Source organism: Marinobacter albus, assembly GCF_030238305.1.
Lineage (GTDB): Bacteria > Pseudomonadota > Gammaproteobacteria > Pseudomonadales > Oleiphilaceae > Marinobacter > Marinobacter albus.
In genome coordinates, this window is the sequence record NZ_JASSQD010000001.1 from 1,493,494 (window position 1) to 1,510,485 (window position 16,992).

Genomic DNA, 16,992 nt, shown 5'->3' on the forward strand with positions numbered 1-16,992 from the left:
ACAGGGGGTTGGTATGAGTGCAACACCACACCTTGACGAAGAAGCACTGGCTGAGCTTCAGGAGGTCATGGATGAAGAGTTTGAAGTGCTGATACACACATTTCTCAGCGATTCCCGCGAACGAATTGCCGGACTGAAACGAGCGGTCGATGTTCAGGACGCCGAAGCGCTCGCCCATATGGCTCACAGCTTCAAGGGCAGCTGCATCAACATCGGGGCACCACAGCTTGGCGAGCTTTGCCGGGTAGCGGAAACGGCGGGCAAGGAGCAACGCCTGGAGGACGCGCCCGCTACGGTGGATGCCATCGAATCGGAGTTTCAGGCCATCACTGGCATGCTTGAGAATCTGCTGGCTCGCTGATTCACTAAAGCTGTCTGGCACCGCTTTTGCAGAAATAACGGGAAACCGCCCGTCAACCGGCCTCAGGCCGGCAAGGATCGGGTGTCCACGAGACAAAAGCGGCAAGAGGTTGCCATGCCCCAGATGGTTCTTCCCCAGACTCCCGCCCCCGGGATGCAAAAAGACGCCAACGCCACCAGGCCCGGTTCCGGACGAGAACCCAATGGCGAGAGTCGGTACGAATCAGTGTCGCGGGCTGAACAGGAGCGGTTGGATCGGCAGAAGACCGAACGCCGGGACGAAGCCCGGGCCGGTGACAAACCTGCTGCCGGCGCACCCGGCAAAGCTGGAAAAGACCGGCAATCCACCGCGTCTTCTGAGCAAGCCCCTCATTCGAAGCCCGAGGCTCCCACCCGAACGGAGAAGGCCGTTGCCGGCAAGGCGGAGACGTCTGAGTCGGCCGAGGCTGTCTCTGACATGGACGTGACCTCCACACCACTGACTTTTTCTGAATTGCAGGCATTGCTGATTCCTGCTGCCGGTCAGGCCGAAATGGCAGCTCCTGGTCTTTCCTCCAACACCAATGGGGTGCCTCAGGCGCTGAATCCCCTGATGCCTGCCGGCGGCCCCCTTAATGGTGTTATAGCGGGTAAGGCTGGCCAGGCCGGGCCAGCCGGGCCGGCGGCTCCAGGCATTACCGCAGGGCTGCAATTGTCCGAGGCATTAGCGGCGACGCTGGGCTCTGAGAGTGGCCGACCGGCTGACCCGACCAGCCTCGTCGCCTCCGGCCGATTCCACTCCGCTCTGGAAGTCGCCGGTCAGCAGGCGGCGAATGCCGGTGCTGCCAAATTGACGGCAGAAACAGCGGTGCCGCTGAAAAGCTACGCCACTTCCATTGATACCCCCGTGGGCCATGCCGAATGGGGGGACAAACTGGTGGGCAAGCTCAGCTGGCTGACGGCAAGAAATATGTCAGTGGCCGAGATCCACCTGACTCCGCCGGATATGGGTCCGATGGAAGTCAAAGTACGGGTCCAGAACGAACAGGCCAACATTACGGTTCACACGACCAATCCGGTTGTGCGCGAACAGTTGGAACAGCAGTCGCACCGGCTTCGGGACATGCTCGGGGACCAGGGCCTGAACCTCGCGCGGTTTGAGGTCTCGGATTCTCCCCAGCAGCGAGGAGGCGAACAGGGGGCTGGTGAGGATCAGGGCGGTAAACCGGGAAACCATGTCAGTAATCAGGCGGTGTCGGAGGTTGATGAAGCCGATGTCCAGGCTGGTAGCCTTGATCTCAGTTGGAAGGGTGAGGTCGACATTTTCGCCTGAGAGTTCAGCCCGGGTAATGCTTCATTGGTAAACCGCTATCAGTCCGAGAATTTCCCTCCAAACTGTTTTGCCCATCCTCCCGTGCGACGCTAAACTGCGGTTCTGAACGGGAAGGGTGGGGCTTCTGGCCCACCCTTTGCATCCAACCAATGAAAGTCACGGAAAAACGCTCCGACTGACGGATTTCTGGCAAAGCGGATACTATGGCTGAAAATACTACGCCCGACGTGGCTCCCACCAAGAAAGGCAGGCTGAAGCTCATCATCATGCTGGTGGTGGTCGTCATTCTGGCGATCGTCCTCTCCGTTGTGGGTACGCTCTGGTTCCTTGGAGGCAGTTTGCCTGGCATGGAGGCAGACGGGGGCGAGGGTGCCAATGAGATGGCAGAAGAAAGCTTTGAACCCAGCACTTATTTGGAGCTGGACAAAGCGTTGGTCACGACGGTGCAGGCGGAAGGGCGCCAGCGGTATGCCCAGGTTTACCTGGCGATGGAGGCAACGGATCCCCAGGCACTCGCCGCGGCCCGGTTGCATCTCCCGCTGATCCGCAGCCAACTCGTCATGGCGCTGGGGAATAGCGAGTTTGATCGGTTGCAGACGCCGGAAGGAAGGCGAGGACTGGCCGACAAGATGTTGACGACCGTCAACGAGGTACTGGACCAGGAAGGCGAGCCCGTCATCAAGCGGGTGCTGTTCAGAAATTTTGTAGTGCAATAGGACCCGTCGCGGGCAAGGCATTTCAGGGCAGGACTACTATGCAGGACTTGTTGTCACAGGACGAAATCGATGCCCTCCTTCATGGGGTGGACGATGGCGATATCGATACCTATGAAGAGACGGACGACACCGGCGTAAAGTCCTATGACCTCGCCAGCCAGGATCGCATTGTCCGTGGTCGGATGCCGACTCTGGAGATGATCAACGAGCGCTTTGCCCGTTACACCCGGATCAGTCTGTTCAACCTGATGCGTCGCAACGCCGATGTCTCCGCCGGTGGCGTGCAGATCATGAAGTTCGGGGAGTACATCCACACCCTGTACGTACCCACCAGTCTCAATCTGTGTAAGGTCCGCCCTCTGCGCGGCACCTCCCTGTTCGTTCTCGACGCCAAACTGGTGTTCAAGCTGGTCGACAACTTTTTCGGCGGCGAAGGGCGTCACGCCAAGATTGAGGGCCGGGAATTCACGCCGACCGAAACCCGTATCGTGCAGATGGTTCTGAACCAGGTCTTCCACGACATGAAAGAGGCCTGGCATGCCGTCCTGAAGGTGGAATTCGATTACCTCAGCTCGGAAGTGAACCCGGCCATGGCCAACATCGTCAGTCCGAGCGAAGTCGTGGTGGTGAGCACCTTCCACATCGAGCTTGATGGCGGTGGCGGTGAACTGCACTTTGCCTTGCCGTACTCCATGATCGAGCCCATCCGGGATGTCCTCGACGCCGGTGTCCAGAGTGACATCGACGACGTCGACGAGCGCTGGGTGAACGCCCTGCAGGAGGACATCAAGGACGTCGACGTGCCGGTGAACACCACGGTCTGTCGGCGCCGGATCTCCTTGCGGGACATCGCCAAGATGAAAGCCGGCGACATTATTCCGGTAGAAATCCCCGAGTATCTGACAGTGACCGCAAACGGCATTCCGATCTACAAGGCCACCATGGGCACCCGGGACGGGAAACTGGCACTGCGAATTCATGAAAGGGCATCGCTGCCCAAGGTCAAGAAACAACTGAAGGTGGGACGCAATGGCTGACGACAAGAAAGACGAGCAGCAGCTCAGCGAAGACGAGAAGCTGGCGGCCGAATGGGAAGCGGCCATGGAAGAGTCGGGCGATGGCGACGACAGCGGTTCCGCCGAGGATGAGTGGGCGGCTGCCATGGCAGAGGCAGGCCAGACGGGGCGGGACGACGACGTTCAGACTGCGCCCATGGAGGAGTTTGATCACGTACGTCAGCCTACACAGGGCTCCGGGCCCGCGCCGGATATGGACGTGATTCTGGATATTCCGGTGACGATTTCGATGGAAGTGGGGAACACCCAGATCCCGATCCGTAACCTGCTGCAACTGAACCAGGGTTCGGTCATCGAGCTCGACCGGCTGGCCGGGGAGCCACTGGATGTCCTGGTCAACGGCACCCTGATCGCCCACGGTGAGGTCGTCATGGTGAACGAAAAGTTCGGTATTCGTCTGACCGACGTGATCAGCCCGGGCGAACGCATCAAACGGTTGCAGAAATAACATGTGGTCAAAGCTGGTTGGGCTGTCGGTGCTTTTTCTTGCCAGCCCGGTGTTCGCGGAAGAGACCGTCAAGGCCGAGCAATCAGCACCGGTTCGGGCCCCGGATACCATGGGCACGCTGGTTAGCCTCGGTGTCGGACTGCTGGCCGTGATCGCGATTATCTATGGCTGTGCCTGGATCATTCGCCGGATGAACGGCATGACCGGGATGAACAATAACGCCATCAAGGTGGTCTCGGTAATGGCGCTGGGTGCCCGGGAGCGTCTTGCGTTGATCGAAGTTGGCGGCCAACAGATACTGCTGGGAATCACGCCCTCGGCGATACGGACGCTGCATGTGTTCGATGAGCCGGTAGTCGATGCCAGTAATCCGCCTTCTGGTGACTTTGCCAGACGGCTTCAGAGCATGATTGGCAAATCCTGGACTTCGCCCACAAGGAACGACTGAGCCCATGATTGCCCTCATTTCCACCCGGTTCTTTCCGATTCTGCTCCTGTTGCTCGGCATGCTCTGGGCGCCTTTGTCCCTGGCGCAGGACGCTGGCGGCGCCAGCGGCATTCCCGGTATTCCTGCGTTCACCGTTGAGCCCGGTGAAGGGGAGGGTGTTCAGGAATACTCGGTAACCCTGCAGATCCTGGCGCTGATGACGGCGCTGACGTTCCTGCCGGCGATGCTGATGATGATGACGTCATTCACCCGTATCATCGTGGTGTTTGCCATTCTCCGGCAGGCACTTGGATTGCAGGCCACGCCGTCAAACCAGATCCTTCTGGGACTGGCGCTGTTCCTCAGCATTTTCATCATGAAGCCGGTCCTTGAGGAGGCCAATCGGGTGGGCCTGCAGCCGTACCTTCAGGAGGAAGTAACGTCCCTTGAAGCCGTCGAACTGGCCAGCCAGCCGTTCAAGAAGTTCATGCTGGAACAGACCCGGGAAAGCGACCTGGGCCTGTTCATGCGGATGGCGGATGAGCAATACCAGACGCCGGATGACGTGTCTTTTTGGGTATTGATGCCAGCGTTCGTCACGAGTGAGTTAAAGACCGCCTTCCAGATCGGGTTTATCCTGTTTATCCCGTTCCTGATCATCGACATGGTGGTGGCGAGCGTCCTCATGGCGATGGGTATGATGATGCTGTCTCCGATTATCATCTCGTTGCCGTTCAAGATCATGCTGTTTGTCCTTGTGGACGGTTGGGCCCTGATTATGGGGACACTGGCGGCCAGTTACGGAATATAGGGGGCGTTATGACTCCGGAAACCGTCATCGATATTCTGCGCGAGGCACTCTGGATGATCGTGCTGCTGTCGTCGGTGATCATCGGGCCGGGGCTGGTTATCGGCCTGGTGGTCAGCACCTTTCAGGCCGCAACCCAGATCAACGAACAGACCCTCAGTTTTCTGCCGCGCTTGCTGGTGACCCTGATTGTCATCATCGTCATGGGGCCGTGGATGCTGACCAAACTGCTGGATCACGCCAACCGGCTGATTTCCAGTATTCCCTACCTGATCGGCTGACGGATGATACCAGCGGAGTTCAGTGCAGATCTGCTGGGGCAGTGGGTAGGCCAGCACCTGTGGCCCCTGTTCCGGATTGCCAGTTTCCTGATGGTGATCCCCGTCTTCGGGACCCAGCTGGTCCCCGCCCGTGTTCGCCTCGGGCTGGCGCTGCTGATGACCATTCTGATCGTTCCGATGATCCCGCCGGTGCCGCAGGTGGAAGCGTTGAGTGCCGATGCGGTCGTCATTACCCTGCAGCAGATCCTGATCGGCGTGGGGCTCGGTTTTGCCCTCACCGCCTTGTGGCAACTTTTCGTCGTCGCCGGTCAGATGATCGCTATGCAGATGGGTCTCGGCTTTGCGTCCATGGTAGATCCGGCCAATGGCGTCAACGTGCCGGTGCTGTCCCAGATCTACACCATCACGATTACCCTGCTGTTCCTGGCCATGAACGGCCATCTTGCCGCGTTTGAGGTCTTTATCGAAAGCTTCCGTACCCTGCCCATTGGCCTGGAGGGTTTGGGGCAGGGCGGTATCTGGGACCTGGCGCACCGCATCAGCTGGATGTTTGCCTCTGCCATGCTGCTGGCGTTGCCGGCGGTGACGGCCGTGCTGATTGTTACTATCTCCTTTGGTGTGACGACCCGCGCTGCGCCTCAAATGAATATCTTCGCACTGGGTTTCCCGATTGGCCTGATTTTTGGATTGTTTGCCATATGGGTCCTGCACGCCAACTTTCTGCCGCACTTTGATCAGTACACGCGGGAGACGTTCGATTTCATGAGACAGCTGCAGGGCCAGCCCTAGGCACTAACACCAAAGACGCTGAGCCATGGCCGAAGAGAACGACAACAGCCAGGAAAAAACGGAAGAGGCCACGCCCCGAAGGCTTGAGAAAGCCAAAGAGGAAGGTCAGACGGCCCGCTCCCGGGAACTGGCGACCATGGCGGTGCTGATGGCGGGCGCCGGCGGTCTGCTGATGTTTGGCACCAGTCTCGGTGCTGCGCTCGAAGGGATCATGCGCGACAGTTTCGTGCTCGAACGCTCCGCGATCTTTGACACCCGCCACATGAGTATCCAGCTCATCGCTTCCGCCAAGGAAGCGGCATGGGCACTGTCTCCCATTCTGGTCGTGTTGTTGATAGCCGCTATCTTTGGCTCCATCGGCATTGGCGGCCTGCTGTTCAGTGGCAAAGCCATCACGCCGAAGCTGAACCGAATGGACCCCATCAAGGGCCTCGGCCGGATGTTCTCCGCGCGCTCGCTGGTGGAGCTGGTCAAGGCCATTGCCAAGGTCAGTCTGGTGATGGCCCTTGCGGTCCTGATCCTCGATCTGAGAACCGAAGATCTTCTGAGCATTGCAGAAGAGCCTGCCGTTCCAGCCATGGAACACGTGTTGTGGACGCTGGGCTGGAGCTTTTTCCTGCTTTCCTGCGCAACCATCATCGTTGCCCTGGTCGATGTGCCTTTCCAGATCTACGACCATCAGAAGAAGCTTCGAATGACTAAGCAGGAGGTCAAGGACGAGTTCAAGGACACCGAGGGTAAGCCGGAAGTCAAAGGCAGGATTCGCCAGCTGCAGCGCGAAATGGCCCAGCGTCGCATGATGCAGGATGTGCCTACCGCGGACGTGGTCATCACCAACCCGACCCACTATGCCGTGGCGTTGAAATACGATCAGGGCGCCATGGCAGCGCCGGTCGTGGTGGCCAAGGGTGCGGACGAAGTTGCTTTCAAGATCATGGAAATCGCCCGGGAGCACAAAGTGGAAGTCCTCCGCACGCCACCGTTGGCCCGGGCGGTCTACCACAACACCGATATTGGTGAAGAGATCCCCGACGGCCTCTACATGGCCATCGCGCAGGTGCTGGCCTACGTGTTCCAGCTCCGCCAGTTCCGCAAGGGGCGTGGTCCAAAGCCCGGCATGCCTGACCTTCCGATTCCTTCTGACTTGAAGCGCGATATCTAGATTGGTTTCGTTCCCTGGCCTGTGAGTTTCGGGCGAGGGCCGTGCCAGTCAGCGAGTTCAGGAGCGAGCTTCGATAACCCGAACCATCGGCTCCCCGCGGCTTTCCGGAATCGGTAGTGTCCCGTACCACGCCCGCGGATCATGAACCCTCGTGGAGCGGAATCCGCAGGCAAGGAAGTGCTGTCGTGCTTCGTCGTCATTCCGGAAATGGAATGACACTTGGCTCCGTGTGGCGGCGCCGAGAACGGACCCGAGTGCTCGCAGGGTGCCGTCCAGAAGAGGCTGTTTCGGGCGGTAGTAACTCTCGGAAAGATAGAGCGAACCGGGGCGCTTTGCCATCGCCGCGGCCAGGCGCCGCCAGAAGTCGCTGATAACTGCCAGGGAGAAATAGCTGGTCAGCCCTTCGGTGACAATAATCACGGGTCTGGTGTTGTCGAAGACGCGATCGATGACCTGTTCAAGGCAGTACTCGCCACGCTCGGCCAGAATGTCGATCGGGGTAACCTGGTGGTGGTCCCCCAGTCGGCCTGTGGCGAGCAGGCGCAGCGCTTTACGCCCGGCCATGTCCGGCAGGTCCGCTTCGACCATGTGAAGCCGCGGGTGCCGCTGTCGCAGCCGGATGCCCCTGGGAGACATGCCGCAGGCGATTTCCAGGACCTGGTCGATACCCTGGTGATTTATGGCCTCGTCGATCAGATGATCAATGATCAGATGGCGCTGGAGCAGGAAGGTCCGGATGTTGCCGCCGATGGCGGCCTTGCTGGCCGCTTCGAACGGCGTCATCAGGTGATAGAGCCAGCGGCCCTGTTGGGTGGCGAGGGCGTCGTCAGAAAGGCCATACCGGTGCCAGACGGCACCGGTATAGAGGGCGGTGAAGCTGATCCCCGAGCTGTCAGTCGGTTTGGTGCTCATAAATTGCCTTGCCCCATGCCTCGCGACTGCCTGGCAGGATCAGGTTCAGGATAATGGCGGCCACCGCACACAGGGCGATGCCTTCGAGGTGTCCCAGAACCATGCCACCGATACCGAAGACCAGGGTGACGCCCACAATCACCAGGTTGCGCGACTGGGAAAGGTCGACCTGATGACGAATCAGGGTGTTGAGGCCGACCACGGCAATAGAGCCGAACAGCAGGCACAGGATGCCACCCATGACCGGAACCGGAATGGTCTGCAGCGCCGCGCCAAACTTGCCGACGAACGCCAGCACAATGGCGATGACGGCAGCCCACCACATGACCCGGGGATTGAAGTTCTTGGTTAGCATGACCGCACCGGTGACTTCCGAATAAGTGGTATTGGGTGGGCCACCGAGCAGAGCCGCCGAGCTGGTTGCCAGGCCGTCGCCCAAGAGGGTGCGATGCAGGCCCGGTTTTTCGAGGTAGTTCTTGCGGGTGACGTTACCGATGGCCAGGACGTCGCCAATGTGCTCGATGGCCGGAGCGATGGCGACCGGAATCATGAACAGGACGGCGCCCCAGCTGAACTCGGGTGCGACGAATTTCGGCATGGCGAACCACGCCGCTTCCTGAACGGGGGTGGTGTCGACGATACCGGCAAAGGCCGACAGCACGTACCCGGTGATGACCCCGAACATAATCGGAATCAGGCGAAAAATGCCGTGCGACCAAACCGACATGACGATGGTCACCGCCAGTGAGATCATGGCAATCCAGATGGCCGTGTCGTAGGGAATGAGCTGGGTCGCTCCGTCACCGGTGCGGCCCGAGGCCATGTGCACGGCGACCGGGGCCAGGCCCAGGCCGATCGTCATGATTACCGGGCCAATCACCACGGGCGGCAGCAGGGCGCGGACAAAACCCGTGCCGCGAAGGCGAACCAGGCCGCTGAGCAGGATGTAGAGAATACCGGCCGCCATCAGGCCGCCCATAGTTTCCTCCATGCCGAATTTGCCCTTGGAGGCGATGACCGGGGCGATGAAGGCGAAGGATGAGGCCAGGAAAATCGGGATCTGGCCCCCGGTGACGATGTGAAAAATGATGGTGCCGAGGCCTGCGGTGAACAGGGCGACATTGGGGTCCAGCCCGGTGATCAGGGGCATGAGGACCAGGGCGCCAAAGGCGACCAGCAGCATTTGCGAACCGGCGATGGCCTGTTTCCAGATCGGGTCGTTGGTATGATCCTGCATGCTTATACGTCCTTCTGCTTGGTACCAAAGATCTTGTCACCGGCATCGCCGAGGCCCGGCAGGATATACCCTTTCTCGTTCAGACGGTCGTCAACCGAGGCGGTATAGATCGAAACGTCCGGGTGCTTTTCCAACACTTTCTTGACGCCTTCGGGAGCCGCAACCAGCACGAGGGCCCGAATTTCGGTGCTGCCCGCTTTCTTGAGCAGGTCGATGGTGGAAATCATCGAGCCGCCGGTCGCCAGCATCGGGTCCACGATCAGCGCCATTCGCTGATCCAGTTCGCCGACCAGCTTTTCCAGGTAGGTGCTGGCCTCCAGGGTTTCTTCGTTGCGGATCTGGCCGACCACACTCACCCGGGCGACCGGGATCAGGCTCAGGACGCCGTCCAACATGCCCAGCCCGGCTCGCAGGATGGGAACGATGGTGATTTTCTTGCCGTGGATCTGCTCAACGTTGACCGGGCCCGCCCAGCCTTCAATCGTCTTTTCCTGAAGATTAAAATCCTTGGTGGCTTCGTAAGTCAGCAGGGCGCCAACCTCCTGTGCCAGTTCACGAAAATTCTTGGTGCTGATGTCCGCCCGGCGCATAAGGCCGAGTTTGTGTCGGATCAGTGGGTGTTTAACCTCGTGGATTGGCATGGGTCACCTGTGTGTCTGGTTGGTCTGTCGTGGTTTTTCAGCGCGTTCAAATGGCGCAAGGATACCGTATCTGAGGAGGAACGTCAGGCGACACCGGGAGAAAGCCCGGGGAATTCGGGTAAGGAGTGGTACGGATCTTGCGATGCCACCTCCAGAAGGCGCCAGGGCGTCAGACTTTCGACCCTGAAACCCTCTTCAGGTAAAGCCAAGCGGAGAAGAGTCCTGCATGGACAGAGCATTAGTCCTTAACAACGTCAAATCCCTGACGCGGGGAAATCTGGGCATTCCCATTATGCTGATGGGGCTTCTGGGCATGATGATCCTGCCGATGCCCGCGTTCCTGCTGGACGTTTTCTTCACTTTCAACATTACCCTGTCCATCGTCATCCTGCTGGTGTGTGTTTACGCCATGCGCCCTATGGAATTTGCCTCCTTCCCCACGGTGCTGCTAGTGGCGACGCTTCTGCGACTGGCCCTTAACGTGGCTTCCACCCGCATCGTACTGCTGGAAGGTCATGAGGGTGGAGACGCTGCAGGTAAGGTGATCGAGTCTTTTGGTGCCGTGCTGATTGGTGGCAACTACGCCGTGGGGCTTGTGGTCTTCGCCATCCTGATGATCATCAACTTCCTGGTGGTTACCAAGGGCGCCGGCCGGGTCTCCGAAGTCAGCGCCCGCTTTACCCTCGACGCCATGCCGGGCAAGCAGATGGCCATCGACGCCGACCTGAACGCCGGTTTGATCAACCAGGACGAAGCCAAGCATCGCCGGTCGGAGATTGCCCAGGAAGCCGACTTTTACGGCTCGATGGATGGCGCCTCGAAGTTCGTCAAAGGCGATGCGGTTGCCGGCCTTCTGATTCTTGCAATCAACATCATCGGTGGCGTGGCCATTGGCATGTTGCAGCACGATTTGACCTTCGGGCTGGCCATGCAGCGTTATGCACTGCTGACCATCGGTGACGGGCTGGTGGCCCAGATACCCTCACTGCTGCTGTCCACATCCGCCGCCATCATGGTTACCCGGGTGACCTCCAGCCAGGACATGGGCGGCCAGATCCTGAGCCAGATGTTCAGTGCGCCCAAGGCCTTGGCCATCGCGGCCGCCATCCTCCTGATTCTGGGTCTGATCCCGGGGATGCCGCACGTTGCTTTCCTCGGGCTCGGCAGCCTCGCAGCGGCCGCGGCCTGGTATATCTGGAAGCAGGATCGCCAGACCGTTGAGGAAGACGGGGTCTTCCCGGGTCGTGGCGGCGCCGTGGGCGTGCCGCGCTCGACGGGGCAGGATCTGCCGCCCGGCGGAGACAGTGGTGGTGATGCCGGCCGTCAATTACCCGCGCCCGGGGAGAGCAAAGAGTTGGGCTGGGACGACGTCGCTACGGTCGATATTGTCGGACTGGAAGTGGGGTACCGGCTGATTCCCCTCGTGGACAAATCCCAGGGTGGTCAGCTGCTGAGCCGGATCAAGGGCGTGCGTAAAAAGCTGTCGCAGGATCTGGGCTTTCTGATGCCGTCGGTACACATTCGCGACAACCTGGACCTGATGCCCAACGTTTACCGCATCACGCTGATGGGCGTGACCATCGCTGAGGCTGAGATCCATCCGGAGCGGGAACTGGCCATCGATCCCGGCCAGGTGTTCGGGAAGGTCGAGGGAATCCAGGGCAAGGATCCGGCTTTCGGGCTGGATGCCATCTGGATCGAGCCTGACAAAAAGGACCAGGCCCAGACTCTGGGCTACACCGTGGTTGATGCCAGTACCGTGGTTGCGACCCATCTGAACCAGGTGTTGCAGAAGCATGCCCATGAGCTGCTGGGGCACGAGGAAGTGCAGAAGTGGCTGGATCAGTTGGAGAAAGTGTCGCCGAAGCTGGCCGAGGAGCTGGTGCCGACGACGGTGTCCATCAGCCTGTTGCTCAAGGTGCTGCAGAACCTGTTGAAGGAAGAGGTCCCCATTCGGGATATGCGCTCGATTGCCGAGGCCATCGTCAACGTTCATCCCAAGAGTCAGGATCCGAAACTGCTGACTACGGTGGCGCGCCAGTCCCTGCGACGGATGATCGTTCAGAGTATCTGTGGCAACGAATCGGAGATTCCGGTCATCACCCTCGATCCGGATCTGGAACAGTTATTGCTAAAGTCTGTTCAACAGAGTCAACAATCCGGCGGTCAGGACGACATCGGTCTGGTTCTGGAGCCGAACATGGTGGAGAAGCTGCAGCGTTCCCTGCAGGACAGTGTTCAGCGCCAGGAAATGCTGGGCAAGCCGGCAATTCTGCTGGTTTCCGGACCGTTGCGACCGGTACTGGCGAGGTTTGCGAGCTACGGGGTAGAGCGCCTGCACGTGCTCTCCTACCAGGAAATACCGGATAACAAACAGATCACTATCGTGGCGTCCGTCGGTCAGTAATGACACGGACCACAACGCGGCCAGCGCCCGCAAAGGGGTTGCCGGTGGAGGATGAGTCAGTATGAAAGTAAAACGGTTTTTCGCTCAGAGCATGGCAGAGGCGCTGAAGCAGGTCAGTGAGCAGATGGGGCCGGATGCCGTGATTCTTTCCAATCGTCGTGTTGACGGTGGCGTCGAAATCGTGACGGCACTGGACTACGACGAGAACATGGCGCGCCAGCGACTGGGTGACAAGGCCGAGTCTGCCATCAACGGGTCGCGGCTGGCGGAAATGCAGGCCGACCAGCATCGCCGGCTCGAGGACGAGCTGAACCGTTCCCGTGATCGAATCCGTGAAGTGCGGGAAAAGCGGGCAAAAGCGGGTGCAACCTATTCCGGCGCCACGTTTGCGGATCTGAACGAGGCAGCCTCGTCCGGCTTTGACGAGTCGGTGGCAGCGTCTGCGCCGAATGCTCGGGGGTATTCCGATGAGCTGGCCCAGATGCGGGCTGAAATCAGCTCACTCAAGGATATGATGAGCGGCCGTTCCGCCGAGCCGGCAAAGCCAGTCAGCAATGCGCTCCAGCAGCGGCTGGCCGAGCGACTGCAGGAGTTTGGTCTGAGCAGTGACCTGGCGGGTTCGCTGTCCCGCCGTCACAAGGGCGGCCGGCTTGAAGATGGCTGGAAGCAATCCCTGAAAATGCTGGCAACCGGCGTCCGCACCTCGCGCCAGGAATGGCCGGACGAGGGAGGGGTCTACGCGTTGGTTGGTCCGACAGGTTCCGGTAAGACCACCACCATCGGCAAGCTGGCGGCGCGTTATGTGTTGCGACACGGAGCGGACTCCCTGGCCCTGGTGACGACTGACCGCTACCGGGTGGCCGCTCACGAGCAGCTGTTCGTGTTTGGTCGGATCCTGAACGTTCCGGTGCGGGTGGTGGATGAAAGCCATTCGTTGGACGATATTCTGGACGAGCTGTCCGGTCGGCATCTGGTGTTGATCGATACCGCCGGCCTGACCAGCTCGGACAAAGGCTACCAGGAGCAGTTGGCCGAGCTGGCGCGCAGCCACCACAACATTCGTACTCATCTGGTGGTGTCTGCCACCAGCCAGCCGCGTATCATGAAATCCGTGTGGCATTGCTATAAGATGGCAAATCTTGCGGGCTGCGTAATGACAAAGATTGACGAAGCCCTGACACTGGGGGAATCTCTTGGGTTCGTGATGGAAACCGGATTGCCGGTGGCCTATTACACGGACGGGCAGAAAATTCCCGAGGACCTGCACCACGCGGAAGCCATTCCCCTGGTGCGGCTGGCGGTGGAACGGCTGAAACGCCTGCAGCAACAGCAGTCGGTTGCTGAAGGGGCCTGAGCGCGAACGCACCTTTACCGGATGACAGAGTATCCGGCGCGCAGAGCTGGCGCCGTTCAATGACAAGACGAGCCCTCAGTACAACTGGCGAGAGACAAGAATCAACATGAGCAAAGCACATCCGGTACAGGTGATTGCGGTTTCCGGCGGCAAGGGTGGGGTCGGCAAGAGTAACGTGTCGGTTAACCTTGGAATTGCCCTGGCGCAGAAAGGTCGCCGGGTGGTGATTCTGGATGCCGATCTCGGCCTGGCCAACATCGATGTCCTGCTCGGAATAACGGCCAGCCGGAATATTGCCGATGTGCTTTCCGGCGAGTGCGAACTCAAGGACATACTGGTCAGCGGGCCAGGTGGAGTCAAGATTGTTCCGGCCTCATCGGGCACCCAGCGCATGACCCACCTCAGCCCGATGGAACACGCTGGACTGATCAACGCCTTCAGTGAGCTGGGTGACCAGATTGACGTACTGATCGTCGATACCGCAGCGGGTATTTCCGAATCCGTTGTCAGTTTCCTCCGGGCATCGCAGGAGCTCCTTTTTGTCGTCTGCGACGAACCTACCTCCATCACCGATGCCTACGCCCTGATCAAGCTGATGAATCGGGAGTACGGCACAAACCGTTTTCGTATCCTGGCGAACCAGGTGCGAAATGAGCAGGAAGGCCGCCACCTGTTTGAGAAACTGAGCCGGGTGACCGAGCGCTTCCTTGATGTCGCATTGCAATATGTGGGTATGGTGCCCTACGACGAAGCCGTCAAAAAAGCGGTGCAGCGGCAGCGGGCGGTGCTGGACGCCTATCCCCGCGCCAAGGCGTCCCTGGCGATCAAGGCCTTGGCCGATAAAGTGGACAACTGGCCGTTACCGTCCTCGCCACGAGGCCATCTGGAGTTCTTTGTAGAGCGGCTCGTCCAAGTCTGAATCTGATCCAGTCAAAACAACACCGGATACATGACATTGGCGAAACATCTGGGAATCTATCAGCAGTCTGATGCGAAAAGCCCTTCGCGGCTCATTGAAGAGCATGCACCGCTGGTCAAGAAAATAGCCCTTCATCTCATGGCCAGGCTGCCTGCTTCGGTGCAGTTGGAAGACCTGATGCAGGCCGGCATGATCGGACTGCTCGAATCCGCACAACGCTACAGCTCGACCAAGGGCGCCACCTTCGAAACCTATGCTGGTATTCGGATCAGGGGCGCCATGGTGGATGAGATCCGCAAAGGCGACTGGGTGCCCCGTTCCGTCCACCGAAATGCCCGCCGGATATCCCAGGCCATCAAGGCCGTTGAAGACCGTCTCGGTCGCGAAGCCCAGGACCTCGAAGTCGCGCAGGAACTGGGCATGGAGTTATCCGAATACCATGCCTCACTTTCCGACGCGAACAGCGGACGACTTTTTAGTCTGGATGAGCTCAATGAATCCGGGGAGCTGCCGATAGAAGAGGCAGAGACCAGTGATAATCCGCTGGACGGTCTGGCATCCGACGCCTTCCGGCGCAATCTGGCTGAAGCCATTGAAGACTTGCCCGAACGCGAAAAGCTGGTGTTGAGCCTGTATTACCAGGAAGAGCTGAACCTCAAGGAAATCGGTGCTGTTCTGGGAGTGAGTGAGAGCCGTGTCAGTCAGATTCACAGCCAGGCCGCACTCAGATTGCGTGGGCGCCTTGCAGACTGGCGTCGCGACGCAGACGACTGAATGAGTGCTCCCTGTGTCCGGTTCATAGAGCTCTGTAGCTTTTGGTAACCGGCGCTTTACACGGACACCAAAGATCAGACAATAAGTGCTTCAAACAGCGGCCTGCTAGATTTCGAACTCGAAGGTCAAACGAATTCCGGGTGTTACCAACTGGAGGTCCCATTGGACAAGAACATGAAAATCCTGATTGTGGATGACTTTTCCACAATGCGACGGATCATCAAGAACCTGCTGCGAGATTTGGGCTTCAGCAATACCGATGAAGCCGATGACGGCAACACCGCGCTGCCGATGCTGAAGAGTGGCAAGTACGATTTTCTGGTAACGGATTGGAACATGCCGGGGATGTCCGGGTTCGATCTGCTTAAAGCCGTGCGCGCCGATGAAAATCTGAAGACGTTACCGGTGCTGATGGTAACGGCGGAAGCCAAGCGGGACCAGATCGTGGCTGCCGCCCAGGCCGGCGTGAATGGCTATGTGGTCAAGCCGTTCACGGCAGCGGTCCTCAAGGAAAAGATTGAGAAAATCTTCGAACGCATTCAGTAACCTGAGGTCGCATGGCTCTCATGAGCAATAGCAACAAGAACCATCGGAGCCTCGATCCGGAGGTGACAGAGCAGTTGCAGCGCCAGAGTGCGGAGCTGGCCGAAAGCGTGAAGGCCGGAGATTTTGCCCAGGCGATGACCGTGATCAATGAGCTCAGCGAGGTCAGGGATCAAAGTCTCTACCGTGAAGTTGGTCGGTTGACCCGCAGTCTCCACGAAGCCATCCGGAATTTCCAGGTGGATCCACGCAGCGCGGAACAGCAGGAAGCGCTGTCGAAGATGACCGACGCCTCGGACCGGCTCGAGTATGTGGTTCGAATGACCAGCCAGGCGGCCAACCGCACCATGGATCTGGTTGAAGAGACCATGCCGGTGGCCCACACCGTTCGCGATGAGGCTTCGGCGCTCCGGGATGAGTGGCAGCGTTTGCGCCGGCGCGAAATGCAGCCCTCAGAGTTTCGGGAGCTTTACGGGCGCATCGACCGTTTTTTTGCCGGCCTGACGACGGACGCCGACACCATATACAACAACCTCTCGGAAATTTTGCTGGCCCAGGATTTTCAGGACCTCACGGGACAGGTGATCCAGAAGGTCACGACCCTGGTGAAGGAAGTAGAGGAACAGATGCTCAGCCTCGTGGTAATGGCGAGCCATGTGGACCAGATCACCGGCACCGTGCACCAGATTGACGAGACTCAGGTTTCGGCGGAACAGGGCGTAGGACCGCAGATCAAGGCTGATGAGCGTGAAGATGTAGTTTCGGGACAGGACGACGTCGATGATCTGCTGTCCAGTCTCGGATTCTGAATTAATGAGGACTACGC

The 16,992-nt window shown here is 59.3% G+C and carries 19 protein-coding genes; 16 read left to right on the forward strand and 3 right to left on the reverse strand.

Annotated elements, in window-relative coordinates; all coding sequences use genetic code 11:
- Window positions 1–13 precede the first annotated feature (13 nt).
- From QQF73_RS07000 to flhB, 10 genes are all read left to right on the forward strand, one after another.
- The gene (locus tag QQF73_RS07000; RefSeq protein WP_219866198.1) at window positions 14–361 is read left to right on the forward strand and encodes an Hpt domain-containing protein; all 348 of its coding nucleotides are present in this window, start codon (window positions 14–16) and stop codon (window positions 359–361) included.
- A 114-nt stretch (window positions 362–475) separates the two neighbouring features.
- Window positions 476–1,672, forward strand: a complete 1,197-nt coding sequence (locus QQF73_RS07005) for a flagellar hook-length control protein FliK (RefSeq protein WP_285367739.1) — start codon at window positions 476–478, stop codon at window positions 1,670–1,672.
- A 203-nt stretch (window positions 1,673–1,875) separates the two neighbouring features.
- Window positions 1,876–2,388 carry a flagellar basal body-associated FliL family protein gene (locus tag QQF73_RS07010; protein ID WP_219866196.1) on the forward strand — a complete coding sequence of 171 codons (513 nt, stop codon included), beginning with the start codon at window positions 1,876–1,878 and terminating at the stop codon, window positions 2,386–2,388.
- 38 nt (window positions 2,389–2,426) lie between these two features.
- Window positions 2,427–3,425, forward strand: a complete 999-nt coding sequence (gene fliM / locus QQF73_RS07015; protein ID WP_219866195.1) for a flagellar motor switch protein FliM — start codon at window positions 2,427–2,429, stop codon at window positions 3,423–3,425.
- The gene (gene fliN, locus QQF73_RS07020; RefSeq protein WP_219866194.1) at window positions 3,418–3,912 is read left to right on the forward strand and encodes a flagellar motor switch protein FliN; all 495 of its coding nucleotides are present in this window, start codon (window positions 3,418–3,420) and stop codon (window positions 3,910–3,912) included. The genes fliM and fliN overlap by 8 nt, the downstream gene beginning before the upstream one ends.
- A gap of 1 nt (window position 3,913) precedes the next feature.
- Window positions 3,914–4,360, forward strand: a complete 447-nt coding sequence (gene fliO / locus QQF73_RS07025; protein ID WP_219866193.1) for a flagellar biosynthetic protein FliO — start codon at window positions 3,914–3,916, stop codon at window positions 4,358–4,360.
- Window positions 4,361–4,364: 4 nt separating this feature from the next.
- The gene (gene fliP / locus QQF73_RS07030) at window positions 4,365–5,150 is read left to right on the forward strand and encodes a flagellar type III secretion system pore protein FliP (RefSeq protein WP_219866192.1); all 786 of its coding nucleotides are present in this window, start codon (window positions 4,365–4,367) and stop codon (window positions 5,148–5,150) included.
- 8 nt (window positions 5,151–5,158) lie between these two features.
- Window positions 5,159–5,428, forward strand: coding sequence for a flagellar biosynthesis protein FliQ (fliQ, locus tag QQF73_RS07035; protein WP_219866191.1), 270 nt, complete (start codon window positions 5,159–5,161; stop codon window positions 5,426–5,428).
- 3 nt (window positions 5,429–5,431) lie between these two features.
- Complete coding sequence (gene fliR, locus QQF73_RS07040; RefSeq protein ID WP_219866190.1) at window positions 5,432–6,217, forward strand: flagellar biosynthetic protein FliR; 786 nt, start codon at window positions 5,432–5,434, stop codon at window positions 6,215–6,217.
- Window positions 6,218–6,242: 25 nt separating this feature from the next.
- Complete coding sequence (gene flhB, locus QQF73_RS07045) at window positions 6,243–7,379, forward strand: flagellar biosynthesis protein FlhB (protein ID WP_219866189.1); 1,137 nt, start codon at window positions 6,243–6,245, stop codon at window positions 7,377–7,379.
- Window positions 7,380–7,436: 57 nt separating this feature from the next.
- Here the strand turns inward: flhB and QQF73_RS07050 are convergent, their stop codons facing one another.
- Genes QQF73_RS07050 through upp form a run of 3 tightly spaced genes read right to left on the reverse strand, consistent with a single transcriptional unit; the run spans window position 7,437 to window position 10,169 of the window.
- Window positions 7,437–8,291 (reverse strand): class I SAM-dependent methyltransferase, encoded by an 855-nt coding sequence (locus QQF73_RS07050; protein WP_219866188.1) that lies wholly within the window; start codon window positions 8,289–8,291, stop codon window positions 7,437–7,439.
- Window positions 8,272–9,528, reverse strand: a complete 1,257-nt coding sequence (locus tag QQF73_RS07055; protein WP_219866187.1) for a uracil-xanthine permease family protein — start codon at window positions 9,526–9,528, stop codon at window positions 8,272–8,274. Before QQF73_RS07055 ends, QQF73_RS07050 begins: the two co-directional genes overlap by 20 nt.
- A gap of 2 nt (window positions 9,529–9,530) precedes the next feature.
- Window positions 9,531–10,169 carry a uracil phosphoribosyltransferase gene (gene upp / locus QQF73_RS07060; protein WP_219866186.1) on the reverse strand — a complete coding sequence of 213 codons (639 nt, stop codon included), beginning with the start codon at window positions 10,167–10,169 and terminating at the stop codon, window positions 9,531–9,533.
- 226 nt (window positions 10,170–10,395) lie between these two features.
- On the opposite strand from upp, the gene flhA reads away from it, so the two are divergent.
- The 6 genes from flhA (at window position 10,396) to QQF73_RS07090 (ending at window position 16,975) form a co-directional block, all read left to right on the forward strand.
- On the forward strand, window positions 10,396–12,576 hold the full coding sequence (gene flhA / locus QQF73_RS07065; RefSeq protein ID WP_219866185.1) for a flagellar biosynthesis protein FlhA: 2,181 nt from the start codon (window positions 10,396–10,398) through the stop codon (window positions 12,574–12,576).
- A 61-nt stretch (window positions 12,577–12,637) separates the two neighbouring features.
- Window positions 12,638–13,930, forward strand: a complete 1,293-nt coding sequence (flhF, locus tag QQF73_RS07070) for a flagellar biosynthesis GTPase FlhF (protein ID WP_219866184.1) — start codon at window positions 12,638–12,640, stop codon at window positions 13,928–13,930.
- Between the two features lie 106 nt (window positions 13,931–14,036).
- Window positions 14,037–14,849: a MinD/ParA family protein gene (locus QQF73_RS07075; RefSeq protein ID WP_219866183.1), complete on the forward strand. Its 813-nt coding sequence runs from the start codon at window positions 14,037–14,039 to the stop codon at window positions 14,847–14,849.
- Window positions 14,850–14,879: 30 nt separating this feature from the next.
- Complete coding sequence (locus tag QQF73_RS07080) at window positions 14,880–15,623, forward strand: RNA polymerase sigma factor FliA (protein ID WP_219866182.1); 744 nt, start codon at window positions 14,880–14,882, stop codon at window positions 15,621–15,623.
- A gap of 162 nt (window positions 15,624–15,785) precedes the next feature.
- The gene (gene cheY / locus QQF73_RS07085) at window positions 15,786–16,169 is read left to right on the forward strand and encodes a chemotaxis response regulator CheY (RefSeq protein WP_219866181.1); all 384 of its coding nucleotides are present in this window, start codon (window positions 15,786–15,788) and stop codon (window positions 16,167–16,169) included.
- A 20-nt stretch (window positions 16,170–16,189) separates the two neighbouring features.
- Window positions 16,190–16,975, forward strand: coding sequence for a protein phosphatase CheZ (locus tag QQF73_RS07090; protein ID WP_219866180.1), 786 nt, complete (start codon window positions 16,190–16,192; stop codon window positions 16,973–16,975).
- Window positions 16,976–16,992: the final 17 nt, after the last annotated feature.

Coding starts and splice junctions, on each gene's coding strand:
- QQF73_RS07000 (WP_219866198.1), top strand. CDS start 14: ATGAGTGCAACACCACACCTTGACGAAGAAGCACTGGCTGAGCTTCAG.
- QQF73_RS07005 (WP_285367739.1), top strand. CDS start 476: ATGCCCCAGATGGTTCTTCCCCAGACTCCCGCCCCCGGGATGCAAAAA.
- QQF73_RS07010 (WP_219866196.1), top strand. CDS start 1,876: ATGGCTGAAAATACTACGCCCGACGTGGCTCCCACCAAGAAAGGCAGG.
- fliM (WP_219866195.1), top strand. CDS start 2,427: ATGCAGGACTTGTTGTCACAGGACGAAATCGATGCCCTCCTTCATGGG.
- fliN (WP_219866194.1), top strand. CDS start 3,418: ATGGCTGACGACAAGAAAGACGAGCAGCAGCTCAGCGAAGACGAGAAG.
- fliO (WP_219866193.1), top strand. CDS start 3,914: ATGTGGTCAAAGCTGGTTGGGCTGTCGGTGCTTTTTCTTGCCAGCCCG.
- fliP (WP_219866192.1), top strand. CDS start 4,365: ATGATTGCCCTCATTTCCACCCGGTTCTTTCCGATTCTGCTCCTGTTG.
- fliQ (WP_219866191.1), top strand. CDS start 5,159: ATGACTCCGGAAACCGTCATCGATATTCTGCGCGAGGCACTCTGGATG.
- fliR (WP_219866190.1), top strand. CDS start 5,432: ATGATACCAGCGGAGTTCAGTGCAGATCTGCTGGGGCAGTGGGTAGGC.
- flhB (WP_219866189.1), top strand. CDS start 6,243: ATGGCCGAAGAGAACGACAACAGCCAGGAAAAAACGGAAGAGGCCACG.
- QQF73_RS07050 (WP_219866188.1), bottom strand. CDS start 8,291: ATGAGCACCAAACCGACTGACAGCTCGGGGATCAGCTTCACCGCCCTC.
- QQF73_RS07055 (WP_219866187.1), bottom strand. CDS start 9,528: ATGCAGGATCATACCAACGACCCGATCTGGAAACAGGCCATCGCCGGT.
- upp (WP_219866186.1), bottom strand. CDS start 10,169: ATGCCAATCCACGAGGTTAAACACCCACTGATCCGACACAAACTCGGC.
- flhA (WP_219866185.1), top strand. CDS start 10,396: ATGGACAGAGCATTAGTCCTTAACAACGTCAAATCCCTGACGCGGGGA.
- flhF (WP_219866184.1), top strand. CDS start 12,638: ATGAAAGTAAAACGGTTTTTCGCTCAGAGCATGGCAGAGGCGCTGAAG.
- QQF73_RS07075 (WP_219866183.1), top strand. CDS start 14,037: ATGAGCAAAGCACATCCGGTACAGGTGATTGCGGTTTCCGGCGGCAAG.
- QQF73_RS07080 (WP_219866182.1), top strand. CDS start 14,880: ATGACATTGGCGAAACATCTGGGAATCTATCAGCAGTCTGATGCGAAA.
- QQF73_RS07090 (WP_219866180.1), top strand. CDS start 16,190: ATGAGCAATAGCAACAAGAACCATCGGAGCCTCGATCCGGAGGTGACA.